Source organism: Alcaligenes sp. SORT26 (genome assembly GCF_017377875.1).
In the GTDB taxonomy this organism is placed as follows: domain Bacteria; phylum Pseudomonadota; class Gammaproteobacteria; order Burkholderiales; family Burkholderiaceae_B; genus Alcaligenes; species Alcaligenes parafaecalis.
In genome coordinates, this window is record NZ_CP070975.1 from 2,153,891 (window position 1) to 2,173,075 (window position 19,185).

Consider the following 19,185-nt stretch of genomic DNA (forward strand, 5'->3'; position numbering starts at 1 on the left):
TCAATTGAAAACCGGCCTTTTTCTTGCCTGCTTATTCTTGCCAAGCTGCTCCTGCCCACCCGTTTTCTCCATATTGAGTTGAACAGCTAATCACTCAGGCAGGAGGAAACTGCACGATCTCGCTTTCTGGCGTCCAGGCAGGATATTTATCCATGATGCTCAGGAACAAGGGACTGGCCTGAAAGTTCAGCAACCAGGCCGACAGCGCCGCCCAAGGCTGCGCATCAAACCAGGCTCTGTCCACTTGTGCGAATTGCCGCACAAAGGGGGCAATCGCCAAATCCGCCAGACAAGGGCGTGCCCCCATCAAATAGCCATGCTCTGCAATCCGCGCATCCAGGCCCATCAATTGCTCGCTGGCCTGTGCACGATGCAGGGCCGAAAAACTGGCCGCATCCGTGAATTGTTCATCCTCGGTATGGCGATCCGGGTATTTGTAGCAATCCAGATTCTTTTTGAACGGCCCATCATTGCCCGTAATCAGGGCCAGCATCTGCTCGGCATCGCCCTGCTCAGGCTGCAAATAAAGTTTGGGATCTTGAATCGCCAAAGCCCAGCGCATGATGTCCAGGCTTTCATCAATGACCTTGCCATCGGGCAAGACCAGCACAGGGACGGTGGCTTTGGGAGAGGCCAGGCGCAAAGCCTCGGGCTTGTCACGCAAAACCACTTCGCGCAATTGGCAACTTACGCCGCTGGCAGCTATAGCCAGCCGTGCCCGCATGGCATAGGGGCAGCGACGAAAGGAATACAAAATGGGCAGATCAGATAAGGACATGCTCGATACCGTTAAAAAGCCGCAGTCGCGGACTTAAAGCGCTGGCGTTTATACAAAGCGCCCTTCTGCTAAAGAAGGGCGGACTATAAACGACGCAGCGCCAGAATCAAGCTACTAGAGTTAACACAGCTACCCGATCAGGGCTAGGCGTCCTTGCCTTGTTGAGCCAGCAAACGCTGCTCTTCAGCTTTACGACGGGCGGCTTCACGACGCTCCGACAACTCGTCCATGCTGACGCCGATATGGCGCTCTTCACGCTCTCGGGCCAGGGCCACCTGTTTTTGACGCTCACGGAAGCGCTCGACTTGCTCGGGCGAGCTATGACCGTGGCAGTAGGGGCAGCTAACGCCTTCCTCAAACTGAGGCGAGGCTTTTTCTTCCTCGTTAATGGGCATACGGCAGGCACGGCAGAAGTCGTAATCGCCGGGCTCCAGACCGTGGCGCACCGAGACTCGTTCATCGAACACAAAGCAGTCGCCGTCCCACAGGCTTTCTTCAGCCGGAATCTCTTCCAGGTATTTCAGAATGCCGCCTTGCAGGTGATAGACCTCATCAAAACCCTGGGAGCGCATGAAGGCCGTGGACTTCTCGCAGCGAATACCGCCGGTACAGAACATGGCAACACGCGGCTTGCCGTGCAGCACACCACCCTCTTTGGACTGCTCGGCCACCCATTGCGGGAACTCGGTAAAGCTATTTGTCTTGGGATTGATGGCACGGTTGAAAGTACCAATGCCCACTTCGTAATCGTTACGGGTATCAACCACCACCACGTTCGGATCGCTGATCAGGGCGTTCCAGTCTTCGGGGGCCACGTACTCGCCCACCATCTCGGCGGTTTTCAGATCAGGCACACCCAGGGTGACGATCTCTTTTTTCAGTTTGACCTTGAGGCGGTAGAACGGCGCCTTGTCCGCGTAGGACTCTTTATGCACCAGACCGGCAATGCGGGGATCGGCATTCAGGTGCGCCAAGACGGCACGAATACCTTCCTCAGGGCCCGCGATGGTGCCGTTAATCCCTTCACGCGCCAGCAACAAGGTGCCTTTGACCTCGTGCTGTTCGCAAAAAGCAAACAAAGGGTCGCGCAACTGGGCGAAATCGGGCAATTCCACGAACTTATATAAAGCCGCGATCAGGTAGGTAGACATAGGTAAACGAATTCTCTGGATGGAAGCGGTGGCGCAGCCCGCAGGCGGTAGGACAGCGTAGGCCGTCGTACACTATACGCGACTGATCCCCCTTGGCCTTTTGACGCCAGTCAAAAAAAGTAGGATGGCCTGGGGATTCAACTTTAAAATCATAACGCTAAAGCCGTCATGCCGCATCTGGCCACGGTCACTGTTTTACTTTGCACGAGAGCTATGGATTCCGTAACACAAGCAGTCCTCGGTGCCAGCCTCTGCGGCTCCCTACTGGGACGGCAGTATGGCCGCAAGGCGGTCCTGTCCGGTGCCATCATCGCCACCCTGCCTGATCTGGATGTCTTCATTCAATATGGAGACCCGATTACATCGATGGTCAGCCATCGGGGTTTCTCACACTCTTTATTTGTCTTGAGCGCTCTGGGACTGCTGGTCACCATTTTGTGGCGGCTGCTGTTCCCGCAAGCACGGGCCTCGGCGGGCCGGGTCGGACTGGCGGTCTGGCTGGCCCTGATTACCCATCCCTTGCTGGACGCTTTTACCAGCTATGGCACGCAGTTGCTCTGGCCGCTGGCCGCCACACCGGCCACCTGGTCCAGCATCTTCATTATTGATCCGCTCTATACCGTGCCGCTGCTGGTCGCCACGATCATCGGTTTGATACGCGGCCCCGTGCCTGCCACGGTACGGGCTTGCGCCTGGGGACTGGCGCTTAGCAGTCTGTATCTGGCCGCCTCTGTCGGTGCCAAGTTCTGGGTTGAGCAACAAGCCACCGCCCAGCTAGAACAGCAGCACGTACAGGTGAAGCGCGTGTACTCCGCCGCTCAGCCCATGAACATTCTGCTCTGGCGCGTGCTGGTACGCGACACGCAGGATCGGGAATGCGAAGTGATTGTGGGCTTGCTGGACGGCCTGCGCGCACCCAAAGGGCATCAATACGAATCCCTGTGCCTGCCAGTCAACAGCGACTACACCTTGCTGTTCCCGCCCCTGAAGCAATTGGAGCAACTGCGCTGGTTCTCGGACGACTGGGTACGCTACGACATCATTGATGATTTGCTCGTAGTCAGCGATGTGCGCATGAGCCTGGGCCCCGGCCAATACAGTTTCCGCTTCGTGGTGGCCGAACGCATTGCGGATGACACCTGGTTGCCGGTCATTCCGTATCGCTGGGCCAGCGGCTACGACCTGGACCTGCTCAAACCCGTGATGCGCCGTATCTGGGAGCCTTTGCCGCCCCTGCCCTTGCAGCAATGGGCCAAGCGCATTGAAGCCGGTGTGCCTATTCCACGCGCCGAAGCCAACTTCCCGTAAGCCGCTCCACGACTCCACCATGTGGTGGAGTCGGCCTCCCACCGCAGCGCCGATCCATAAAAAAACCCCCGAACCTTTTCAGGTCCAGGGAGTTTAAATTTACCCACTACGGTCACTACAAAATGACACCCGGCGCTCTGTCAAACCCGAGGATCACAACACTTACTTCAGCATTCCTTCAACACGCTGGCGCAAGGCCGGGTCCTGTTGAATAGCCAGACTGATACCGTTGTAATCGGCCAGATCCATACCGTTAGCGCTGACTACGCCTACCAGGCGCTGGTCTGCTTCCTGAACGATGGACTGACGCTCTGCATCACTTTTGGCCGCATCCAGACGCGGCTGATACTCCGAAGCGGTCTGCGCTACCTTCTTGTAGGTACGCGCATATTGCTCCAGTTGAGAATCCGTAGGCTTAACAACCTGGGTAGCCGCAGGGGCTGCCGAGTTGGCCGGAGCCGCATTGCCCTGGGCCATCGCAAAAGGGCTGTACATGCCAAATGCGACTGCGGTAGCAGCAAGAAAAGCTTTAATTGAGGGCTGCATGGATAGAACCTCCTAAACAGAGTCAATGAACGATCATCATGACAAGAGCGGCGGCAGCTTACAAGTTTCGCTATGTAGTTTCGTGTATCTGCATGCCACCTGTCTCGTTACAGATTTCAGTCGCGCGAGTAAGGACGCCCGTCAAAATCCACGGTGACCAGATTGCCATCCATCGGGCCCATGCCGGGTGAATTGGCAGGCATGCCAGGCGCGGCAACCCCACGCACACTGCCATCGTTCATCATGCGTTTGACGACCTTGGCGGGCACATGGCCTTCAATCAGTTGCCCCGTCTCCTCAATCATCGCGGTGTGGCAAGACGCCAGGTTCTCCGGGACTTTAAAAAGCCGCTTCACGTCTTGAATCTTCACGACCTTGACCTCTTTGACCTCAAAGCCCTCATCGCGCATGTGCTGTGCCCACCCCCCACAACAACCACAGTTCGGATCCTGATACATCGTAATAGCGGGACCCTCTGCCAACGCCATGGAACTGAAGGCCATCAGGCTGGCCGTCAACAATAAAGGTTTAATCACAATTACATTCCTGTTTTGCAGCGCCACGGCGCTCTGGTTGACACTCTCATGCACTTGACTAAGACTAGGCTCTCGCAAAAAAGTTTAACAAAACACACTAATTCGTCCTGATCCGCCATGAGTCTTGATTCCGTCAAACAGTTTTTTAACGAACACGCCGCCGATCTTCAGGTGATTGAAACCACCGAAAGTACCGCCACCGTCGTGCTGGCCGCGCAAGTCCACCAAGTTGAACCGGGGCAAATTGCCAAAACCCTCAGTCTGAAAGTGGGCGATAAAGTGGTGCTGCTGGTCGCTCGGGGCGATGCCCGCCTGGACAACAAGAAGCTGCGCACCGCCTTTGGTACGCGCGTGAAAATGCTGGATCTGGAAAGCACCGAAGCTTTGACGGGCCACCCGGTAGGCGGGGTCTGCCCCTTTGGTCTGGCTACTCCGCTGGAGATCTACTGTGATCTGTCTTTGCAGGACTACGACACAGTCTTGCCTGCGGCGGGCTCTATTAATTCTGCGGTGCGCATCACCCCACAGCGCCTGGCCGAGCTGACCAGCGCGCAATGGATTGATGTGACCCAGCCGCCCGTTACAGTCGAACAGGCTTCCTGAGGGGCCAGGCCCCTGGGCAGGACTTAGACTTGTGCAGGCCGGTTGGCATAGCCGGAGACAAACTCCTTGGCCTGCCCGGTCTGCGGGTCAAACACATGGCGGCGTACCTTGCCGATATCCGCGCCATAAACGTGAATGCTGATGGAAACCTGGTCGTCATACACATTGGAGACCTCGTGTATATCGCCCACCGTGGGTGACACCACTTCCACCACGCCCGGCTCCAGAATCTGCGTGTCTTCTTCTGCCATATGGCCAGTCTGGGGATCACGATCAAAAGGCCGGGAGCGTTCGGCACCACGCAACATGCCAATCAAACCCCACACCGTATGGTCATGGATGGGTGTTTTCTGGCCGGGGCCCCACACAAAGCTGACCACGGAAAAGCGGTCCTGCGGACAGCAATACAGCAAGTACTGCTGATAGAACTGCGGATGGGGCTGGGTGTATTCCGGGGCCAGCCAATCGTCCTGGGCCACCAGCTCACCCAGCAGGACACGACCATCACGCAAAATATCCGCTTCGCCCACAGCAGGGCGCGCGGTCAATTCATTCATCCCTTGGATAAAGCGCTCAAAACGGGGGTGCATAAGGGGATGTCTCCATAGTTGACTGGGCCTTGCGGCCCAATTCGTGAATCAGTTCTTATTTGTTCAGATACACCGGGGCACGTTTTTCTTTGAACGCGTTCATCCCTTCCTTGGCATCATAACTATCCTCGATCGCTTTCAGGTGTCGCATGGTGCGCGCCATTTGCTCGGACGGGCCACGTGTCAGTACCTCATTATTGATAAAGCGCTTGAGGGTCTGCAAAACACGGGGCGACATCTTGGCCAGATCCTGTGCCATACGCAGCGCAGCGGGAACCTGCTCGCCCACCGGCACGATTTCATTGGCAAAACCCAGGTCATAGGCACGGCGTGCTTCCAAGGTGCGGCACAACAAAATCACTTCCATGGCGGCATGATGCGGAATACGCGAGGCCAGACCCGAGATGATGCCGCCGGTAAAGCCCAGCTTGGCTTCCGGGTAGGAGAACTTGGCGCTCTCGGAGGCCACCAGCAAGTCCGTCATCATGGCCATGACCAGGGCGCCGCCCACACACCAGCCACTGACGGCCGCAATAATAGGCTTGTCGGTTTCAAAACCCACGGTGGGAATGGCACGCCACAATTCGGGCCATTCATTGACATCGGCACCGGCGGAAAAAGCGTCGTTACCTGCCCCGGTCAGCACGGCTACGCGGCGTGTGGGGTCCTCATCAAAAGCCAGAAATGCCTGCTGTAATTCCTTGACCACGGTAGCGCTAAGCGCATTGCGGCGATCGGGACGGTTGATCGTGAAGACCGACACACCGTCATCGTGATTTTCTACAAGAATGCACTGATAATCCGACATGGTTTACTCCTCCTGGGTATTTTTAAAAGAATAGGTCTTGGTTTTATGCGCCTATGGACAGGCGGGCATCGACGGCGTGGCAGCGGGTGGCGGCCACGATCAATGGGTTGATATCCAGTTCAAACTCGGTGTCGCGCAAGTCGTGGGCCAGAAAGCTGACACGCACAATCGCATCAAGCACACCGGCACGATCCAACATGCGTCCCCGGTATCCCTTCAACAACTTGTCGATCATCAGGGTGGACAAGAGCCGGTCTGCATCGGCCAGGGTTAGCGGTGCAGCCGCAATCACCCGGTCTGACAACATTTCCACCAGAATGCCGCCTGCACCAAACACCACGACCGGGCCAAACTGCGCATCCTGACGTGCTCCGATCAGCAACTCCACATCACCTTTGGCCATGGCTTGCACCAAAACACCTTCCAGACGGGCGTCGGCTTTATAGGCTTTGGCATTCGCGTAGAGCCGGGCAAAATCACGTCGCAAGCTAGCCTCGTCGGCCACATCCAGCGCCACCCCGCCCGCTTCAGTTTTATGGACGATATCGGGAGAAACAATCTTCATCACCACCGGATAGCCAATCTGCTCGGCCTGGGCGACTGCCTGTTCCACGTCCTCGCACACCTGCCCCAGATTCACCGGCAGGCCGTAATGCGCCAGCAAGCGCTTGGACTGGTCTTCATTAAGGACACCACGCGGCATCACGGTAGGAGCCTGACACGCGCTGGGGCGCATCGCTGCCTGCCGTGGCACGAACTGCCCATGACGTTTCCAGGCTGACAAGGCCAAGGCCGCTTCCAGACTGGAACTGGCATAAGCATGGCCATGCTGGGCCAGCTTCTGCCGCAAAGGCTCGGATGTCGCGCCCCCATCAAAGGCCACCATGACGGGCTTGGCCCAATGCGGTTCGGGATGGATGATTTTTTCAATCAGGGCCGCCATCCATTCCTGCGGACACATGGAGGCCGTAATCAATACCGCATCGCTTTGCTGATCCTGCATCAAGGCATCCAAGGTGGCGCGGGCGACTTCGGTGGAGTCTTGAGTCAGGCGTGCGCCCAGATCCACCGGGTTATCCGCCTGCCCGGCCGGGTAGTGGGCGGCCAAGGCATTCTTGGTCGAAGCGGAAAAACTGGACAGCTCCACGCCATGCTCTGACAAAGCATCGGCGGCCAAGGCTCCACCGCCACCCGAGGGCGTCACAATCGCAACCTTGGAAATCTTGTTGCTGGTAAAGCGCACCATGCTGTTTGCCAACAGGAGCATGGCTCCCATATCGTCCATCAGGCTGATGCCTTCATCACGGCAGACACTGGCAAACACATCGTGATCACCCGCCACACTGGCGGTATGCGAGAAAGCAGCCGCCTTGCCCGCACTGGAGCGTCCGGCCTTGACGGCCAGCCAGGGCTTGCCCGCTGCCTGTGCCCGACGAGCCGTGCGACGCAAAGCCTGGGTATCTTTAATGCCTTCTATATAGGTACAGATCACTTGCGTCTTGGGATCATCAATCAGGAAATCCACAAAGTCGCACAGATCCAGATCCGCCTGATTACCCACCGAGAAGCCGTAGGTAAAGCCGCCGCCCATCGCCCAGGCCCGATCAAAGTAGGTGGTCATCAAGGCACCGCTTTGGCTGACAAAACCAATAGGCCGTTCCGGCAGACTGTCTCTGTCCAGCACCGGCGAAGAACACAGCACCAGATTGCGGCTGGGGCTGATCATGCCCAGGCAATTGGGGCCGATCAGACGCATGCCCGAATCACGGCAAATACGCAGCAAGGCTTGCTCACGCTCCAGCCCACGCTCGCCTGCATCCGCAAAGCCCGCAGAGATCACCAGCAAACCGCGAACCCCCATTTGAGCCGCAATCTGCGCCTGCTCCAGAACGGTATCGGCCCCCACCGTAAACACGGCCAGATCCGGGGCGCTGTCCAGCGCAGCCAGACCCGGCACAGCGGGCAAGCCAAACAGGCTGCTGCGACTGGGATTGATGGGCAGGACCTTGCCGCCATAACCGTGCTTGAGCAGCATGCGGAACAGTCGCCCGCCGAACTTGGACTGATCTTCCGAGGCGCCGACCAAGGCTATGGATGCCGGGTCCAGCAAAGCGTCCAGCGTGCTGGCGCAAGTGACGGTTTCCATCACGTTTGTCTCCTGTTGGTGGTTCTGTGAGCGTTTAGTCATCGCTCATCTTGATGGTCTTGAACAGTTCGCTGTAATAAGCCCGACTCTGTTCCAGATCCTTGGTATAGGCCGCACCGTCTTTCCAACTGGCACTGACACTGATGCGGTGAAAACGCTCCTGGGTCTGCGGCTCGGCCAGGATTTCTTCGGTAGCCTTGGCCAGTTTCTTCATGACATCGTCAGGAGTGCCTGCCGGTACCGCCAGCCCCCAGAACCCTTCAAAGGGCAGGGCCAGATCAAAGCCCGCTTCTTTGGGTGTAGGCACATCCGGCAATTCGGGATGCCGCACGCTGGCATAGGTCACCAAGGCTTTGGCCTTGCCGCTTTTCACCAGTTCCAGTCCGACGCCATCAATAAAGAAGTCGATGTGATTGCCCATCAAGGCTGTCATGGTGTCTGCCGAGCCCTTGAAGGGCACATGCAGCAGATCCAGCTTCTCGGCGTTTTCCAGAATCTCTCCGGCCAGATGGCCACCGGACGCAATGCCTGCCGAGCCATAGGTCAGGGTGCCGGGCTCCTTGCGGGCCAGCTCGACAAACTCTTTCAGATTGGAGACGGGTAAATCATTGCGCACCGTCATGATGGGCAGGTAACCCGCCAGGCTGCCGACGAAATCAAAGCCTTTGATCGGGTCGTAAGGCACATCACGGATATAGGGCAGCACGGTAAAGGCCGTGCTGGTGGCCAGCAACAAGGTATAGCCATCGGGTTTGGCGCGCCCCACGATAGACGTACCCAGCGAGGTGGTGCCACCGGGTCGGTTTTCAATCACGATGGGAACGCCCAGCTTGATACGCAGGCGATCGGCAAACAGACGTGCCAGATTGTCGCTATTGCCGCCTGGGGGATAGGGAACTACAAAGGTCACTTCACGGCTGGGATAGCTATCGGCCGCGATGGCCGCCGGGGCAGAAAAACTGCTGATGGCTGCCAGCCCCGAGACCAGCACTGTACGTAGAAAACCTTGGCGCGAAAAAAAAGAACTGAACATGATCCTTGCCTCCTGTGTGAGAGTGAACCTCTCTTGATGTTCCAATATATAGAACGCTGTTCTTGTTTTTGATATTAAAAATGCCGTATGAACGGCTTGAATACAACAGACAGCAACAACACAAGCAACTTAGGACAACGGTTCAAATAGTGGGATATTTGATTTCAAGTGTCAACTATTAAACCCCTTCGGGATTTCCCCAGTCCCCGCTTCCTGTCGCATTGGGCTTGACCAGAACGAGCTTCTGGATAAAATGAAAACATTGCTTTTGCATGTCATTTTTAAGAACGCTGTTCCAAATATCAGAACACAACCCCTTACTGATCGAAGGAATTCATCCATGTTCTCTGCTATCGTCATCGACAAAACCGACGGCCAATACAAAGCCAGCCTGCAATCCCTGGACGAGTCCGCCCTGCCCGAAGGCCAGGTTACCGTCCGCATCGACTACTCCACCCTGAATTTCAAAGACGGCCTGGCCATGACGGGTAAATCTCCCGTGGTGCGCCAGTTCCCCATGGTGCCCGGCATTGATTTCGCAGGCACGGTGACTGACAGCAGCGACCCGAATTTCAAGTCCGGTCAGAAAGTGGTGCTCAATGGCTGGGGCCTGGGCGAGGTGCATTGGGGCGGTCTGGCACAGCAGGCCCGCGTCAAGGGCGACTGGCTGATTCCCCTGCCCGAAGCCTTCTCCACCCAGCAAGCCATGATGATCGGCACCGCAGGCTATACCGCCGCTCTGTGCGTACGTGCCTTGCAGCGCCAGGGCGTGACGCCGGACAAGGGCCCGATTCTGGTGACAGGTGCCGCTGGTGGCGTAGGCAGTGTCAGCGTGGCGCTGTTGCATGCGCTTGGCTACACCGTGATGGCCAGCACGGGCCGCCCCCAGGAGGAAAGCTACCTGAAAGCACTGGGTGCCAACGAAATTGTGGACCGCAACACCTTGAGCGAACCCGGTAAGCCGCTGGGCAAGGAACGCTGGGCCGGTGCCATCGACAGCGTCGGTAGCCACACGCTGGCCAATGTTGTTGCAGGCACCCAATACTTGGGCGCAGTCGCCGCATGCGGTCTGGCTCAAGGCATGGACTTCCCTGCTTCCGTGGCCCCCTTCATTCTGCGCGGTGTGCAGTTGATTGGCGTAGATAGCGTGCATTGCCCCAAGCCCGAGCGTCTGGCGGCCTGGGATTTGCTGGCCAAGCATTTGTCTATCGAAGCCCTGGAGCGCATCGGTGCCAGCACCATCACGCTGTCCCAAGCCATTGATCAGGCCGGCCAGTTGCTGGAAGGCAAGGTACGCGGCCGCATCGTGGTTGATGTGAACGCCTAAGGCCTTGTCGGCCCCCATCTACCTATCACGCTCTGGAGCTGATCCATGGATACGACATTGCCCCTGAACGGGGTTCGGATACTGGAATTTTGCAATGTGGCCGCTGGCCCGTACTGCGGTATGTTGTTGGCCGATATGGGGGCCGACGTCATCAAAATCGAACACCCTAAAGGGGGTGACACCTTACGAAGCTGGCCGCCCATCAACCAAGGGTATAGCGAGAACTTCGCTTCGCTGAACCGCAACAAGCGCTCGGTCACGCTGGATTTGAAGAACCCCGAAGATGTGGCCAAGGCACGTCAACTGGTGCTGGATGCCGACGTCTTGCTGGAGAACAACCGGCCCGGCGTCATGCAGCGTTTAGGGCTGGACTACGAGAGCCTGAAAGCCCTGAATCCCAGACTGCTGTATTGCTCGATTTCCGCCTACGGACAAAGCGGCCCTCGCTCGCAAGAAGGCGGCTTTGACCTGACCATTCAGGCCATGAGCGGCGTGATGAGTGTCACCGGCGAATCAGGTGGTGCTCCCGTTAAATGCGGGGTTCCGCTGGCGGACTTTGCAGCCGGTTTGTATGCCGCTTTTGCCATCAGTGCCGCCTTGCCACAAGCCCGCGCCACCGGCCAGGGTGCACATATCGACGTGCCCATGCTGGGAACCACGCTGGCCATCGCTGCGCTGCAAACCTCCGAGTATTTCGGCAGTGGTCGCGACCCGAACAAGCTGGGTTCCGCCCACCCACGCAATGCGCCCTACCAGGCCTTCCAGTGCAAAGGCGGCTACTTCGCCATGGCAGCGGGCAACGATGCGCTGTGGCGCTCCGTCTGTCAGGTTGTCGAACGCCCTGATCTGAGCGAAGACGAACGCTTTACCAGCACCACCCTGCGCGCCAAACATCAAGACGCCTTGCGTGAACTGCTGGAAGCCATCTTTGCGCAGCACGACTCCGAACATTGGCTGGCGCAATTCCGTGCCCAAGGCGTGCCGTGCAGCCCCATCAACCGCTATTCCGACGTCTTGCGCGACCCGCAAGTCGAGCACATGGAATGGGTGCAAAACATTCGCCTGCCGGGTACGGACACGGACACCCGCACCTTTGTCTCGCCTTTGCGCATCAATGGTGTGGGCCTACCCATCCGTCTGGCGCCACCCGCTCTGGGCGAGCATAACGACAGCATCTTGCACGGAGTCACCCCATGACAGCGTCGTATTGCAGCCGCAGTCCCAGCCTGAACGTGGACTGCGCAGGCAAAGTCTGGACCCTGACACTGAACCGGCCCGACAAGCGCAATGCCTTGTCGGCCGATCTGGTAGAAGCCTTGATCGCAGCCGTGCAGGCTGCGGAACAGGCCCAGGCCGATCTGCTGATCCTGCGCGGTGAAGGCCGCAACTTCAGTGCCGGTTTTGACTTCAGCGACTACGAGCAACAAAGCGAAGGGGATCTGGTGCTGCGCTTTATCCGCATCGAGACCCTCTTGCAGATGCTGGCCCATACCTCTTGCGCCACCCTGGCCCTGGCGCATGGGCAAAACTTCGGCGCTGGTGTGGATTTGATTGCCGTCTGCCGTCAACGCGTCGCCAGCGCAGATGCTCGTTTTCGCATGCCTGGACTGCAATTTGGTCTGGCACTGGGAACCGGCAGACTAGCGGCCTTGATTGGCGGCCAGCAGGCTCATCAGCTCCTGGCAGGCAGCCAGGTTTTTGATGCCGCCAAAGCGGAGCAACTGGGCTTTATTGAAGGCATACAAGAGCCTGACGCATGGCCTGCTGTGATCGAGCAAGCTCAACAAACCGCGGGCTTGCTGGACGCGAGCAGTCGCGCCTATCTGCATCAGTTAACGGGTTGCCCGGAACAGGCGGATCGGGATATGGCGGCCCTGGTGCGCTCTGCTTCCGCACCCGGTATCAAGCAAAGAATTGCGGCCTTCAGGCAGGCTGCAAAATCTTGAACGCTGATATTGAACTGCCCCAAAAAAAGCCCCCACACTGCGCCTTCGGCTTGCTGCCCCCGAGGGGGAGTGTTTGCCTTGGGGCGGCCCGGCGGCAAAAAAGCCCCCACGCTGCGCCTTCGGCTTGCTGTCCCCCGAGGGGGAGTTTTTGTCTTGGGGCGGCCCGGCGACAAAAAATGGGCGAAGCATCCAAGTTTTAACAGCAGTTCAAATCCGGGCTGTTTCATCCAGCCCGGAACCTGTCTTCTAGAATGGCTTAGCGACCGCTATAACCCAAACGGCGTGAGATCTGCGCTGCTGCCACCATCAAGGTTTTCCCAGCCTGAATCAATCGGGCTTCTTCCAGACGCTCGGCAGGCCCGGAAATACCCAAAGCCGCCACCACCATTCCCCGACTATCGTAAATAGGGGCAGCCGCACCCACGACCTGCTCACGCCACTCGCCACGGTTAATCGCATAGCCTTGCTCGCGTACCTGCTCCAGTTCACGGCGCAGATCACCAAACTTGACCAAACTGCGAGGCGTATAAGGCTTGAGGCGATTCTTGACCAGATTCAAGGTGTCTTCACTGGCCCAGGCCAGCAGAGCCTTGCCGGTTGCCACACATTGCGCGGGCGAGCGGCCGCCCACCGTGGTGTAGGCACGCACAGGCTGCGGGCTATCTATCTTTTCGATATACAGCACCTCTACCCCATCCAGCAGGGACAAATGCACCGTTTCCTGGGTTTGCTCGGCCAGCTCTTTCATGAAAGGCAAGGCCTCCACGCGTACATCCAGACGGTTAGCCAGGCCCGAGCCCAGCTCCCAGAGCTTCATGCTCAGCTCGTAGCGCCCGGTGTCTTCGTTCTTGCGCGCAAAGCCCTGGTGAACCAGCGCTTGCAACAGACGATGCACATTGCTTTTATTGAGCATCAGTTGATTGGCCAGCTCGGTCACACCCGAGCCTCGTTCGTGCTTGGCCAGGGCTTCCAGGAGCACCAGGCCCTTAACAAAAGTCTTGTCCAATCGAATATCCCATCAATCACTAAAAGTGCATGAATTGTCTCATGGAACCGGGCTGCACCATAGCCAGACAAGCCCGTATAGCAAAGCAGCAAGCGGCTTTCGCAACATTTCCATCAGACATGCAGCCAGGCGGGCTCGCAGACTTGAACCCTCAACAACCAGCCCGCTACCAGCCCAGGCCGAATACCGGCCAGCAGCACAGGGGTTTTTCTGCTTTCCAGCACAGGTCAAAAGCGTGTACAAAGAGCCTTGCCCCTCTTTCTACCCCCGGAGCCAAACCCCGATGGACACCCCTTATACGCCCTTGGCCCTTGCGGCCATTGTGCATGCAGGCAAAGGCAGCGCCGACGCCTTGCTGCTGGAATTCGTGCAGGAATTGCGCGCGAAGAACTACCGCGTTTGTGGTCTGGTGCAGGGCCCGGAAATTCAGAAGGAAGACCATAGCCTGCGTACCGTGCAGGATCTGGACAAGGGCACGCTCTATCCCATCACCCAGAATCTGGGTTCGGAATCCACAGCTTGTTGCCTGGATATTGGCGCCTTGCTGGAGGCCAGCGAAGTGCTGCGGCAGGCGCTGGAAAGCCCCGCCGATCTGGTGATTGTGAATCGCTTTGGAATTATGGAAGCGGACGGCCAGGGATTTAACAACGAGATCATGGCCTTGATCGACCAGGGCTACCCGGTGCTGACCGTTGTGGCCCACACTTACCTGCCTGCGTGGCGAGAGTTTACGGGTGGCCTGGCGGTGGAACTGACGCCCGAGCGTCAGGCACTGTGGGACTGGTTCGAGAGCAGCCGTCAGACAGCCACCCCGGCTAACCGAGCCTAAAACGCCCAGTTCAGCGACACATTGCCAGAAATATCGGCTCGGCTATTACCCAGCAAACGGGTCCCCGCAGACACCCCAAAACGCAAACACTCGGAGCTTTGCAGCGTCAAGCCCGCCCGCAATGCCAGCGCATGGCTATCGACACGAGCATAGCGACCATCAAAACCTGTCTGTGGTGAAGCTTCAAACTGTGCGTACTGTGTCTGCTTGCGGCCCAGCAAGGCCTGTTCCCAGGATGCGGACACCTCAGCCTGTAAACGACGACCCTGCTTCAATTCCCAAGCCTGACTGACAGCCAGACCCAGCGACGCTTGCAAAGAATGAGCGCGGGTCGAATCCAGCTGCAAACGGCTACCCGCATCACCCTCTTCCCTTAAACCAGGGCGGCTGTAACGCAGATAGTCCAAAGCCAAAACCGGACCTATGCTGCCTGCCTCGCCCAAGGGCCAGTTATAGGCTGTCTGAACACCCGCTGCAAAGGTATGGCCAGTCCAGTCAGATTTGGGATTGGCCTGATAGTCAGAAAACGCAATACGTCGGTTCAGCTTGCCCTGCTCCAAGCCCATACGGACTTGCGCCAGACCTTTCCAGCCCTCACGAGCATCAGCACGGTACAAGGCATGCACACCGGCACCCAATCCCGTCAGCGTGCTTTTAGCCTGATAAGGGGCATCTATATTCAAGCTTTGCTCATTGGCAGTCGCATGGGCACCCAAGCTCCAATCACTGCCTGCAGCGCGATGTTCCGCACCGAACACGACCCCATAAGTCTGACTGCGGTGGTCTACATCATTGCTGCTTAACTGCCAGTGATAACGACCACCAAAAGGCTGGATGAAAGTCTGCCAGCCATCCTTGCCCAGACCAGGGCGCTGACGCAGTTGCTCGGACACCAACTGCTCTCGACGCAAGCTGGCCGCCAATTGAGCACCATAAGCACCGGCACTTAGCTGATTGAGTGCATCACCAATCTCGCTGCCATCCGCACTGGAGAAGTCCAAGGCCTGGTAGATAGAGGCCAAGGGACGCTGATTGTCAGTGGAAGCCTGCTCCAGACTACGACCCACAGTGCTCGCATTAGGATTCACTGCATAGGGCGAGTAAGCCGCTGTCTGACGGCTGACCGACCAGCCACCGTTATTCACATGCACGCTCAGGCTGGGCGAGTTCAGGCTGGCGGTCAGCAGATCAAAACCACCCTGGGTCTGTGTGGCCTGAAAGACCGTATTCTGGCTCAAGGACCAGCCATCGGCATACCAGTCAGGCTGCAATTGCAGCTTCAATTCACCGGCTAGCTGGGCCAGTCCCTGAACCTCAATACGATCATGCTGGCGAGTGTCCGCCTCGATCAGAATGCGGCCTTCGGGCGCCTGAACAAAATCCCCCTGAATCGTCATCTGACCAAAGGAGTTGCCCGGACTCAAGGTGCCGTGGTTACTGAAATTGCCTTCCGGGTTGAGGGCGTAACTGCTATTGCCGCTTAAGGTAGCGCCTGCATCCACACGCAGGCCATGCAGTTGATGCTGGCCGTTCAGCGAGCTTTCGCCCCCGGCAATCACCACGGCCAAATTGTCCACGCCCTGAATATTGCCGTCGTAACGCAGGCGGAAATCGGGATCGGCCTGTAGCGTGGCTCGCCCTTGTGCATCTGCCTTTTGCCCGAAATTCACATGGGTGACAAACAGCTCGCCATTGCTTTGACGAGTGGAATAGTCAGACAGGATATCGCCCTGAATCCGGGCTCCCTGCATGATATTGATATTCTCAACCTGGGCATTCCTGGAAATCTGGATAGCGGCTTTCTTGCCCGACAAAAGACCGGCTAAATGGTAGTCCTTGATCAGTGCGCCCTGCAAAGCCAAAGGCAAACTCTCGGCAGGAACCAGGGTACCTCGGTAATTCAAGAGCCAGGAGCCACGATAGTCCCCGCCCTCAAGACCATCCGCAAAATTGCCCATCACATTATTGCCAAAGTCGAACAGCGCAGCGACGCCGTCTTCGCCCTCAGCACGCACTTCGCCCCGCTGGACAATCGTGTGTTCACGACCGTAGCTGAACTGCAGGCCACGGCCATACCAGCCTTGTGCATGAATACGGGTACTTTCGGGAATGATGAGCGTGCTCTCGCTACCATCCACGCGCACACCCACCCCACCCGGGCCCGCACTCAACAAATCTGCCGCCTGGGTCAGGGTGTTGCGCTCACCATAAATGTGCAGCCCCACGCCTTGAGTCGCCTGGTTGTACTGGCCCGGCAGGTAAGCAGTCCCTTCGCTATTACGAGCGAAAAACCCATTCTTGCTGGTCAGAGTGAGCCCATCGCCGTAGACGGAATAGCCATAAAAATTGCGCCGGTCGATCTGCAAGCCCATATCCTGCAAGGATGCCAGCTCCGCTTCCATCATATTGGTGTAATTGCGATAAGACTGGTGGCTCATCAAACTGTTGCGCAACTCCGAATGCCCCATGTAGTCAGTGTCCACATAGGCCGGCTGCTTACCCTGATAACCCAAGATCCGAACCGGGATGCCAGGCATGGCACCGTCCAGCACTTCCTGCACATGCTGGCCCGTGAAATAGCCTTGGTCCTTGCGCAGATCAAACGCGTCCGGATCGTAAGCGTTATTGCACATCGAACACAGAATCGCCTGTCCGGGCCGGGCCTCATTGCCATTGTCATCGCGCAAACCCTGCGCCCAGGATGTCAGACTTGGCCGTATGTAAGGCGTATTCGACCCTGGCCCCAAGTAGTCGTATGCAACACCGATCATCCCCAACGTATGGCCAAACTCATGGAACATAACAGCTGAATAATCTGCTTGGTCATTCAAGGGAAGCTGGCTAGGCCGAAGCGCAGCGGTATCAAAGGTGATAGGTCCCACCACAACCTCGGCAAGCGGGAGCTTGAGCTGGTCGCTGTCCAGCTTATTGAGTAGTGCCGCTTGGGGAAGGAGCAGGTAAAGCGAGCCTGCTGAATCCGGGTCAGGCGTCACGGTGGTACCTGCTCGGGCATCCGGATGCCCGACTGTGCCGACATTAACGATTGCTGGCACATACCCTGGCTTCAAAGACAGAATCTCAGTCCAGCGACTGAGCGCACCTCGAATTTTAAGACGGGCATTGTCGTCCAGATCAAAAACGGATCGTGGACCACTGTCCGGATCATCCATGGAATAGGACCCATCCTGCGTACCGAAAATGCGCAGCTCAAAGACTGCTTCTCCTTTCTTGTTGTAGATCGTTTCGGCCTGATACGCTTGGGCGTTGGCCGAAGCCAACAACAAGGCACCAGCGGTGAGCAGGGTTTTCGGGATCGCGGACATGAGCATCGACTCCAGGTCTGGAAAATACACAAGACGACCCTGCCATAAACACCCGAGGGACAGCCTCCAAACAGGTACCTTAATGCAAATAGCGAATAGGAAACGTTTAATTCGCACAGCCAAGTAGCAAACAATTCTGTATTCGATGAGACGGGCTAAGCCAAACCCACGTAGTGCGTACATTGAGCGATACGCTGCCGATTACCCTCAAAGCTGGTGCTATTACTACTCGCCCCACCCCTCCAGAACCAGTTTGCCCCTTGCCTTTCCCGACTCAATCAAAGCATGGGCTTTCTTCATATTGCTGGCATTGATACTGCCAAAACGCTCAGTCAAAGTAGTACGTATCAGCCCCGCATCAATAAGGGCAGCGACTTCGCTTAGCAAACGGTGCTGGGCCTGCATGTCGTCCGTGCCAAACAAGGCACGGGTAAACATGAACTCCCAATGCAAAGACACGGACTTGCGTTTGAGCTTGCCCACATCAAGACTGGCCGGATCATCAATCAGACCGAACTTCCCTTGGGGGGCAATAAGCTGCACGATCTGGTCGAAATGCTGATCCGTATGCGTCAGGCTGACGACATAATCCACTTCCGGATGCCCGATCCGCTCCAGTTGCTCCGCCAACGGCTGGCTGTGATCAATGACATGATGCGCGCCCAGATCCTGCACCCAAGCTTGGGTTTCTGGACGGGAGGCGGTGCCAATGACGGTCAAAGAGGTCAAGCGGGCAGCCAACTGCGTCAAAATGGAACCCACCCCACCTGATGCCCCAATAATCAATATGGTCTGGTCCGAGGGAGCTTTGCCTGGGGCCACGCCCAAGCGGTCAAACAGCATCTCCCAAGCGGTGATCGTGGTCAGGGGCAAGGCAGCCGCCGCCGCAAAATCCAGCGTTTTCGGTGCATGGGCCACGATACGCTCGTCCACCAAATGCAATTGGCTATTCGTACCGGGGCGCGCAATAGAGCCGGCATACCAGACGCGATCACCTGGCTGGAACAAACTGACTTGTGGCCCTACCCCCTGCACAATCCCGCAGGCATCCCAACCCAGCACTTTGAATTCCTCTCCATCGGCAGGTAAGGCCGATTGGCGAACCTTGGTATCGACCGGATTGACCGAGACCGCATGTACTTGCACCAACAGATCACGACCTGTGGCCACCGGGTCGGGCAGCTCAATATCCATCAGGGACTCGGGCAGCTCTATCGCTTGAGGAACTTTGTAGGCAATCGCTTTCATCTCTTTT

At 57.4% G+C, this 19,185-nt stretch carries 17 protein-coding genes; 6 read left to right on the plus strand and 11 right to left on the minus strand.

Annotated elements, in window-relative coordinates; translation table 11 throughout:
* Positions 1-94 precede the first annotated feature (94 nt).
* Positions 95-778, minus strand: a complete 684-nt coding sequence (locus tag JYG33_RS09935) for a glutathione S-transferase (RefSeq protein ID WP_207872122.1) — start codon at positions 776-778, stop codon at positions 95-97.
* A gap of 143 nt (positions 779-921) precedes the next feature.
* Positions 922-1,929 carry a rhodanese-related sulfurtransferase gene (locus JYG33_RS09940; protein WP_207872123.1) on the minus strand — a complete coding sequence of 336 codons (1,008 nt, stop codon included), beginning with the start codon at positions 1,927-1,929 and terminating at the stop codon, positions 922-924.
* A gap of 213 nt (positions 1,930-2,142) precedes the next feature.
* Here JYG33_RS09940 and JYG33_RS09945 point away from each other — a divergent pair, with 213 nt between their 5' ends.
* Positions 2,143-3,237 carry a metal-dependent hydrolase gene (locus JYG33_RS09945; RefSeq protein ID WP_207872124.1) on the plus strand — a complete coding sequence of 365 codons (1,095 nt, stop codon included), beginning with the start codon at positions 2,143-2,145 and terminating at the stop codon, positions 3,235-3,237.
* A 162-nt stretch (positions 3,238-3,399) separates the two neighbouring features.
* Here JYG33_RS09945 and JYG33_RS09950 read toward each other — a convergent pair whose 3' ends face one another.
* Complete coding sequence (locus tag JYG33_RS09950) at positions 3,400-3,783, minus strand: DUF4168 domain-containing protein (RefSeq protein ID WP_222668768.1); 384 nt, start codon at positions 3,781-3,783, stop codon at positions 3,400-3,402.
* A 116-nt stretch (positions 3,784-3,899) separates the two neighbouring features.
* Complete coding sequence (locus JYG33_RS09955; protein WP_153230992.1) at positions 3,900-4,319, minus strand: DUF411 domain-containing protein; 420 nt, start codon at positions 4,317-4,319, stop codon at positions 3,900-3,902.
* A gap of 117 nt (positions 4,320-4,436) precedes the next feature.
* Between JYG33_RS09955 and JYG33_RS09960 the strand changes: the two genes are divergently transcribed.
* A complete protein-coding gene (locus JYG33_RS09960) occupies positions 4,437-4,922 on the plus strand; it encodes a YbaK/EbsC family protein (protein ID WP_207872125.1) in 486 nt (161 codons plus the stop codon).
* Between the two features lie 23 nt (positions 4,923-4,945).
* Here the strand turns inward: JYG33_RS09960 and JYG33_RS09965 are convergent, their stop codons facing one another.
* From JYG33_RS09965 to JYG33_RS09980, 4 genes are read right to left on the minus strand one after another with little or no spacing between them, the layout of a single operon-like run.
* Positions 4,946-5,512: a cysteine dioxygenase gene (locus JYG33_RS09965; protein WP_207872126.1), complete on the minus strand. Its 567-nt coding sequence runs from the start codon at positions 5,510-5,512 to the stop codon at positions 4,946-4,948.
* A gap of 55 nt (positions 5,513-5,567) precedes the next feature.
* A complete protein-coding gene (locus JYG33_RS09970; protein WP_207872127.1) occupies positions 5,568-6,320 on the minus strand; it encodes an enoyl-CoA hydratase-related protein in 753 nt (250 codons plus the stop codon).
* Between the two features lie 43 nt (positions 6,321-6,363).
* Positions 6,364-8,466 (minus strand): acetate--CoA ligase family protein, encoded by a 2,103-nt coding sequence (locus JYG33_RS09975; protein WP_207872128.1) that lies wholly within the window; start codon positions 8,464-8,466, stop codon positions 6,364-6,366.
* A 34-nt stretch (positions 8,467-8,500) separates the two neighbouring features.
* Entirely contained in the window at positions 8,501-9,499 is a 999-nt protein-coding gene (locus JYG33_RS09980) for a tripartite tricarboxylate transporter substrate binding protein (protein WP_207872129.1), read from the minus strand.
* 340 nt (positions 9,500-9,839) lie between these two features.
* On the opposite strand from JYG33_RS09980, the gene JYG33_RS09985 reads away from it, so the two are divergent.
* From JYG33_RS09985 to JYG33_RS09995, 3 genes are read left to right on the plus strand one after another with little or no spacing between them, the layout of a single operon-like run.
* Entirely contained in the window at positions 9,840-10,826 is a 987-nt protein-coding gene (locus tag JYG33_RS09985; RefSeq protein WP_207872130.1) for an MDR family oxidoreductase, read from the plus strand.
* 45 nt (positions 10,827-10,871) lie between these two features.
* On the plus strand, positions 10,872-12,023 hold the full coding sequence (locus JYG33_RS09990) for a CoA transferase (RefSeq protein WP_207872131.1): 1,152 nt from the start codon (positions 10,872-10,874) through the stop codon (positions 12,021-12,023).
* Positions 12,020-12,772, plus strand: coding sequence for an enoyl-CoA hydratase/isomerase family protein (locus tag JYG33_RS09995; protein ID WP_207872132.1), 753 nt, complete (start codon positions 12,020-12,022; stop codon positions 12,770-12,772). The genes JYG33_RS09990 and JYG33_RS09995 overlap by 4 nt, the downstream gene beginning before the upstream one ends.
* A gap of 256 nt (positions 12,773-13,028) precedes the next feature.
* Here the strand turns inward: JYG33_RS09995 and JYG33_RS10000 are convergent, their stop codons facing one another.
* A complete protein-coding gene (locus tag JYG33_RS10000; RefSeq protein WP_207872133.1) occupies positions 13,029-13,778 on the minus strand; it encodes an IclR family transcriptional regulator in 750 nt (249 codons plus the stop codon).
* Between the two features lie 283 nt (positions 13,779-14,061).
* Here JYG33_RS10000 and JYG33_RS10005 point away from each other — a divergent pair, with 283 nt between their 5' ends.
* Positions 14,062-14,607 carry a DUF2478 domain-containing protein gene (locus JYG33_RS10005; protein WP_207872134.1) on the plus strand — a complete coding sequence of 182 codons (546 nt, stop codon included), beginning with the start codon at positions 14,062-14,064 and terminating at the stop codon, positions 14,605-14,607.
* Here JYG33_RS10005 and JYG33_RS10010 read toward each other — a convergent pair.
* A complete protein-coding gene (locus tag JYG33_RS10010; protein ID WP_207872135.1) occupies positions 14,604-17,930 on the minus strand; it encodes an autotransporter outer membrane beta-barrel domain-containing protein in 3,327 nt (1,108 codons plus the stop codon). The genes JYG33_RS10005 and JYG33_RS10010 overlap by 4 nt on opposite strands.
* 225 nt (positions 17,931-18,155) lie before the next feature.
* Complete coding sequence (locus tag JYG33_RS10015; RefSeq protein ID WP_207872136.1) at positions 18,156-19,178, minus strand: zinc-binding alcohol dehydrogenase family protein; 1,023 nt, start codon at positions 19,176-19,178, stop codon at positions 18,156-18,158.
* Positions 19,179-19,185: the final 7 nt, after the last annotated feature.

Excerpts from the sequence above, each read along its gene's own strand:
- JYG33_RS09935 (WP_207872122.1), bottom strand. The coding sequence starts at position 778 with ATGTCCTTATCTGATCTGCCCATTTTGTATTCCTTTCGTCGCTGCCCC.
- JYG33_RS09940 (WP_207872123.1), bottom strand. The coding sequence starts at position 1,929 with ATGTCTACCTACCTGATCGCGGCTTTATATAAGTTCGTGGAATTGCCC.
- JYG33_RS09945 (WP_207872124.1), top strand. The coding sequence starts at position 2,143 with ATGGATTCCGTAACACAAGCAGTCCTCGGTGCCAGCCTCTGCGGCTCC.
- JYG33_RS09950 (WP_222668768.1), bottom strand. The coding sequence starts at position 3,783 with ATGCAGCCCTCAATTAAAGCTTTTCTTGCTGCTACCGCAGTCGCATTT.
- JYG33_RS09960 (WP_207872125.1), top strand. The coding sequence starts at position 4,437 with ATGAGTCTTGATTCCGTCAAACAGTTTTTTAACGAACACGCCGCCGAT.
- JYG33_RS09965 (WP_207872126.1), bottom strand. The coding sequence starts at position 5,512 with ATGCACCCCCGTTTTGAGCGCTTTATCCAAGGGATGAATGAATTGACC.
- JYG33_RS09970 (WP_207872127.1), bottom strand. The coding sequence starts at position 6,320 with ATGTCGGATTATCAGTGCATTCTTGTAGAAAATCACGATGACGGTGTG.
- JYG33_RS09975 (WP_207872128.1), bottom strand. The coding sequence starts at position 8,466 with ATGGAAACCGTCACTTGCGCCAGCACGCTGGACGCTTTGCTGGACCCG.
- JYG33_RS09980 (WP_207872129.1), bottom strand. The coding sequence starts at position 9,499 with ATGTTCAGTTCTTTTTTTTCGCGCCAAGGTTTTCTACGTACAGTGCTG.
- JYG33_RS09985 (WP_207872130.1), top strand. The coding sequence starts at position 9,840 with ATGTTCTCTGCTATCGTCATCGACAAAACCGACGGCCAATACAAAGCC.
- JYG33_RS09990 (WP_207872131.1), top strand. The coding sequence starts at position 10,872 with ATGGATACGACATTGCCCCTGAACGGGGTTCGGATACTGGAATTTTGC.
- JYG33_RS09995 (WP_207872132.1), top strand. The coding sequence starts at position 12,020 with ATGACAGCGTCGTATTGCAGCCGCAGTCCCAGCCTGAACGTGGACTGC.
- JYG33_RS10005 (WP_207872134.1), top strand. The coding sequence starts at position 14,062 with ATGGACACCCCTTATACGCCCTTGGCCCTTGCGGCCATTGTGCATGCA.
- JYG33_RS10010 (WP_207872135.1), bottom strand. The coding sequence starts at position 17,930 with ATGTCCGCGATCCCGAAAACCCTGCTCACCGCTGGTGCCTTGTTGTTG.
- JYG33_RS10015 (WP_207872136.1), bottom strand. The coding sequence starts at position 19,178 with ATGAAAGCGATTGCCTACAAAGTTCCTCAAGCGATAGAGCTGCCCGAG.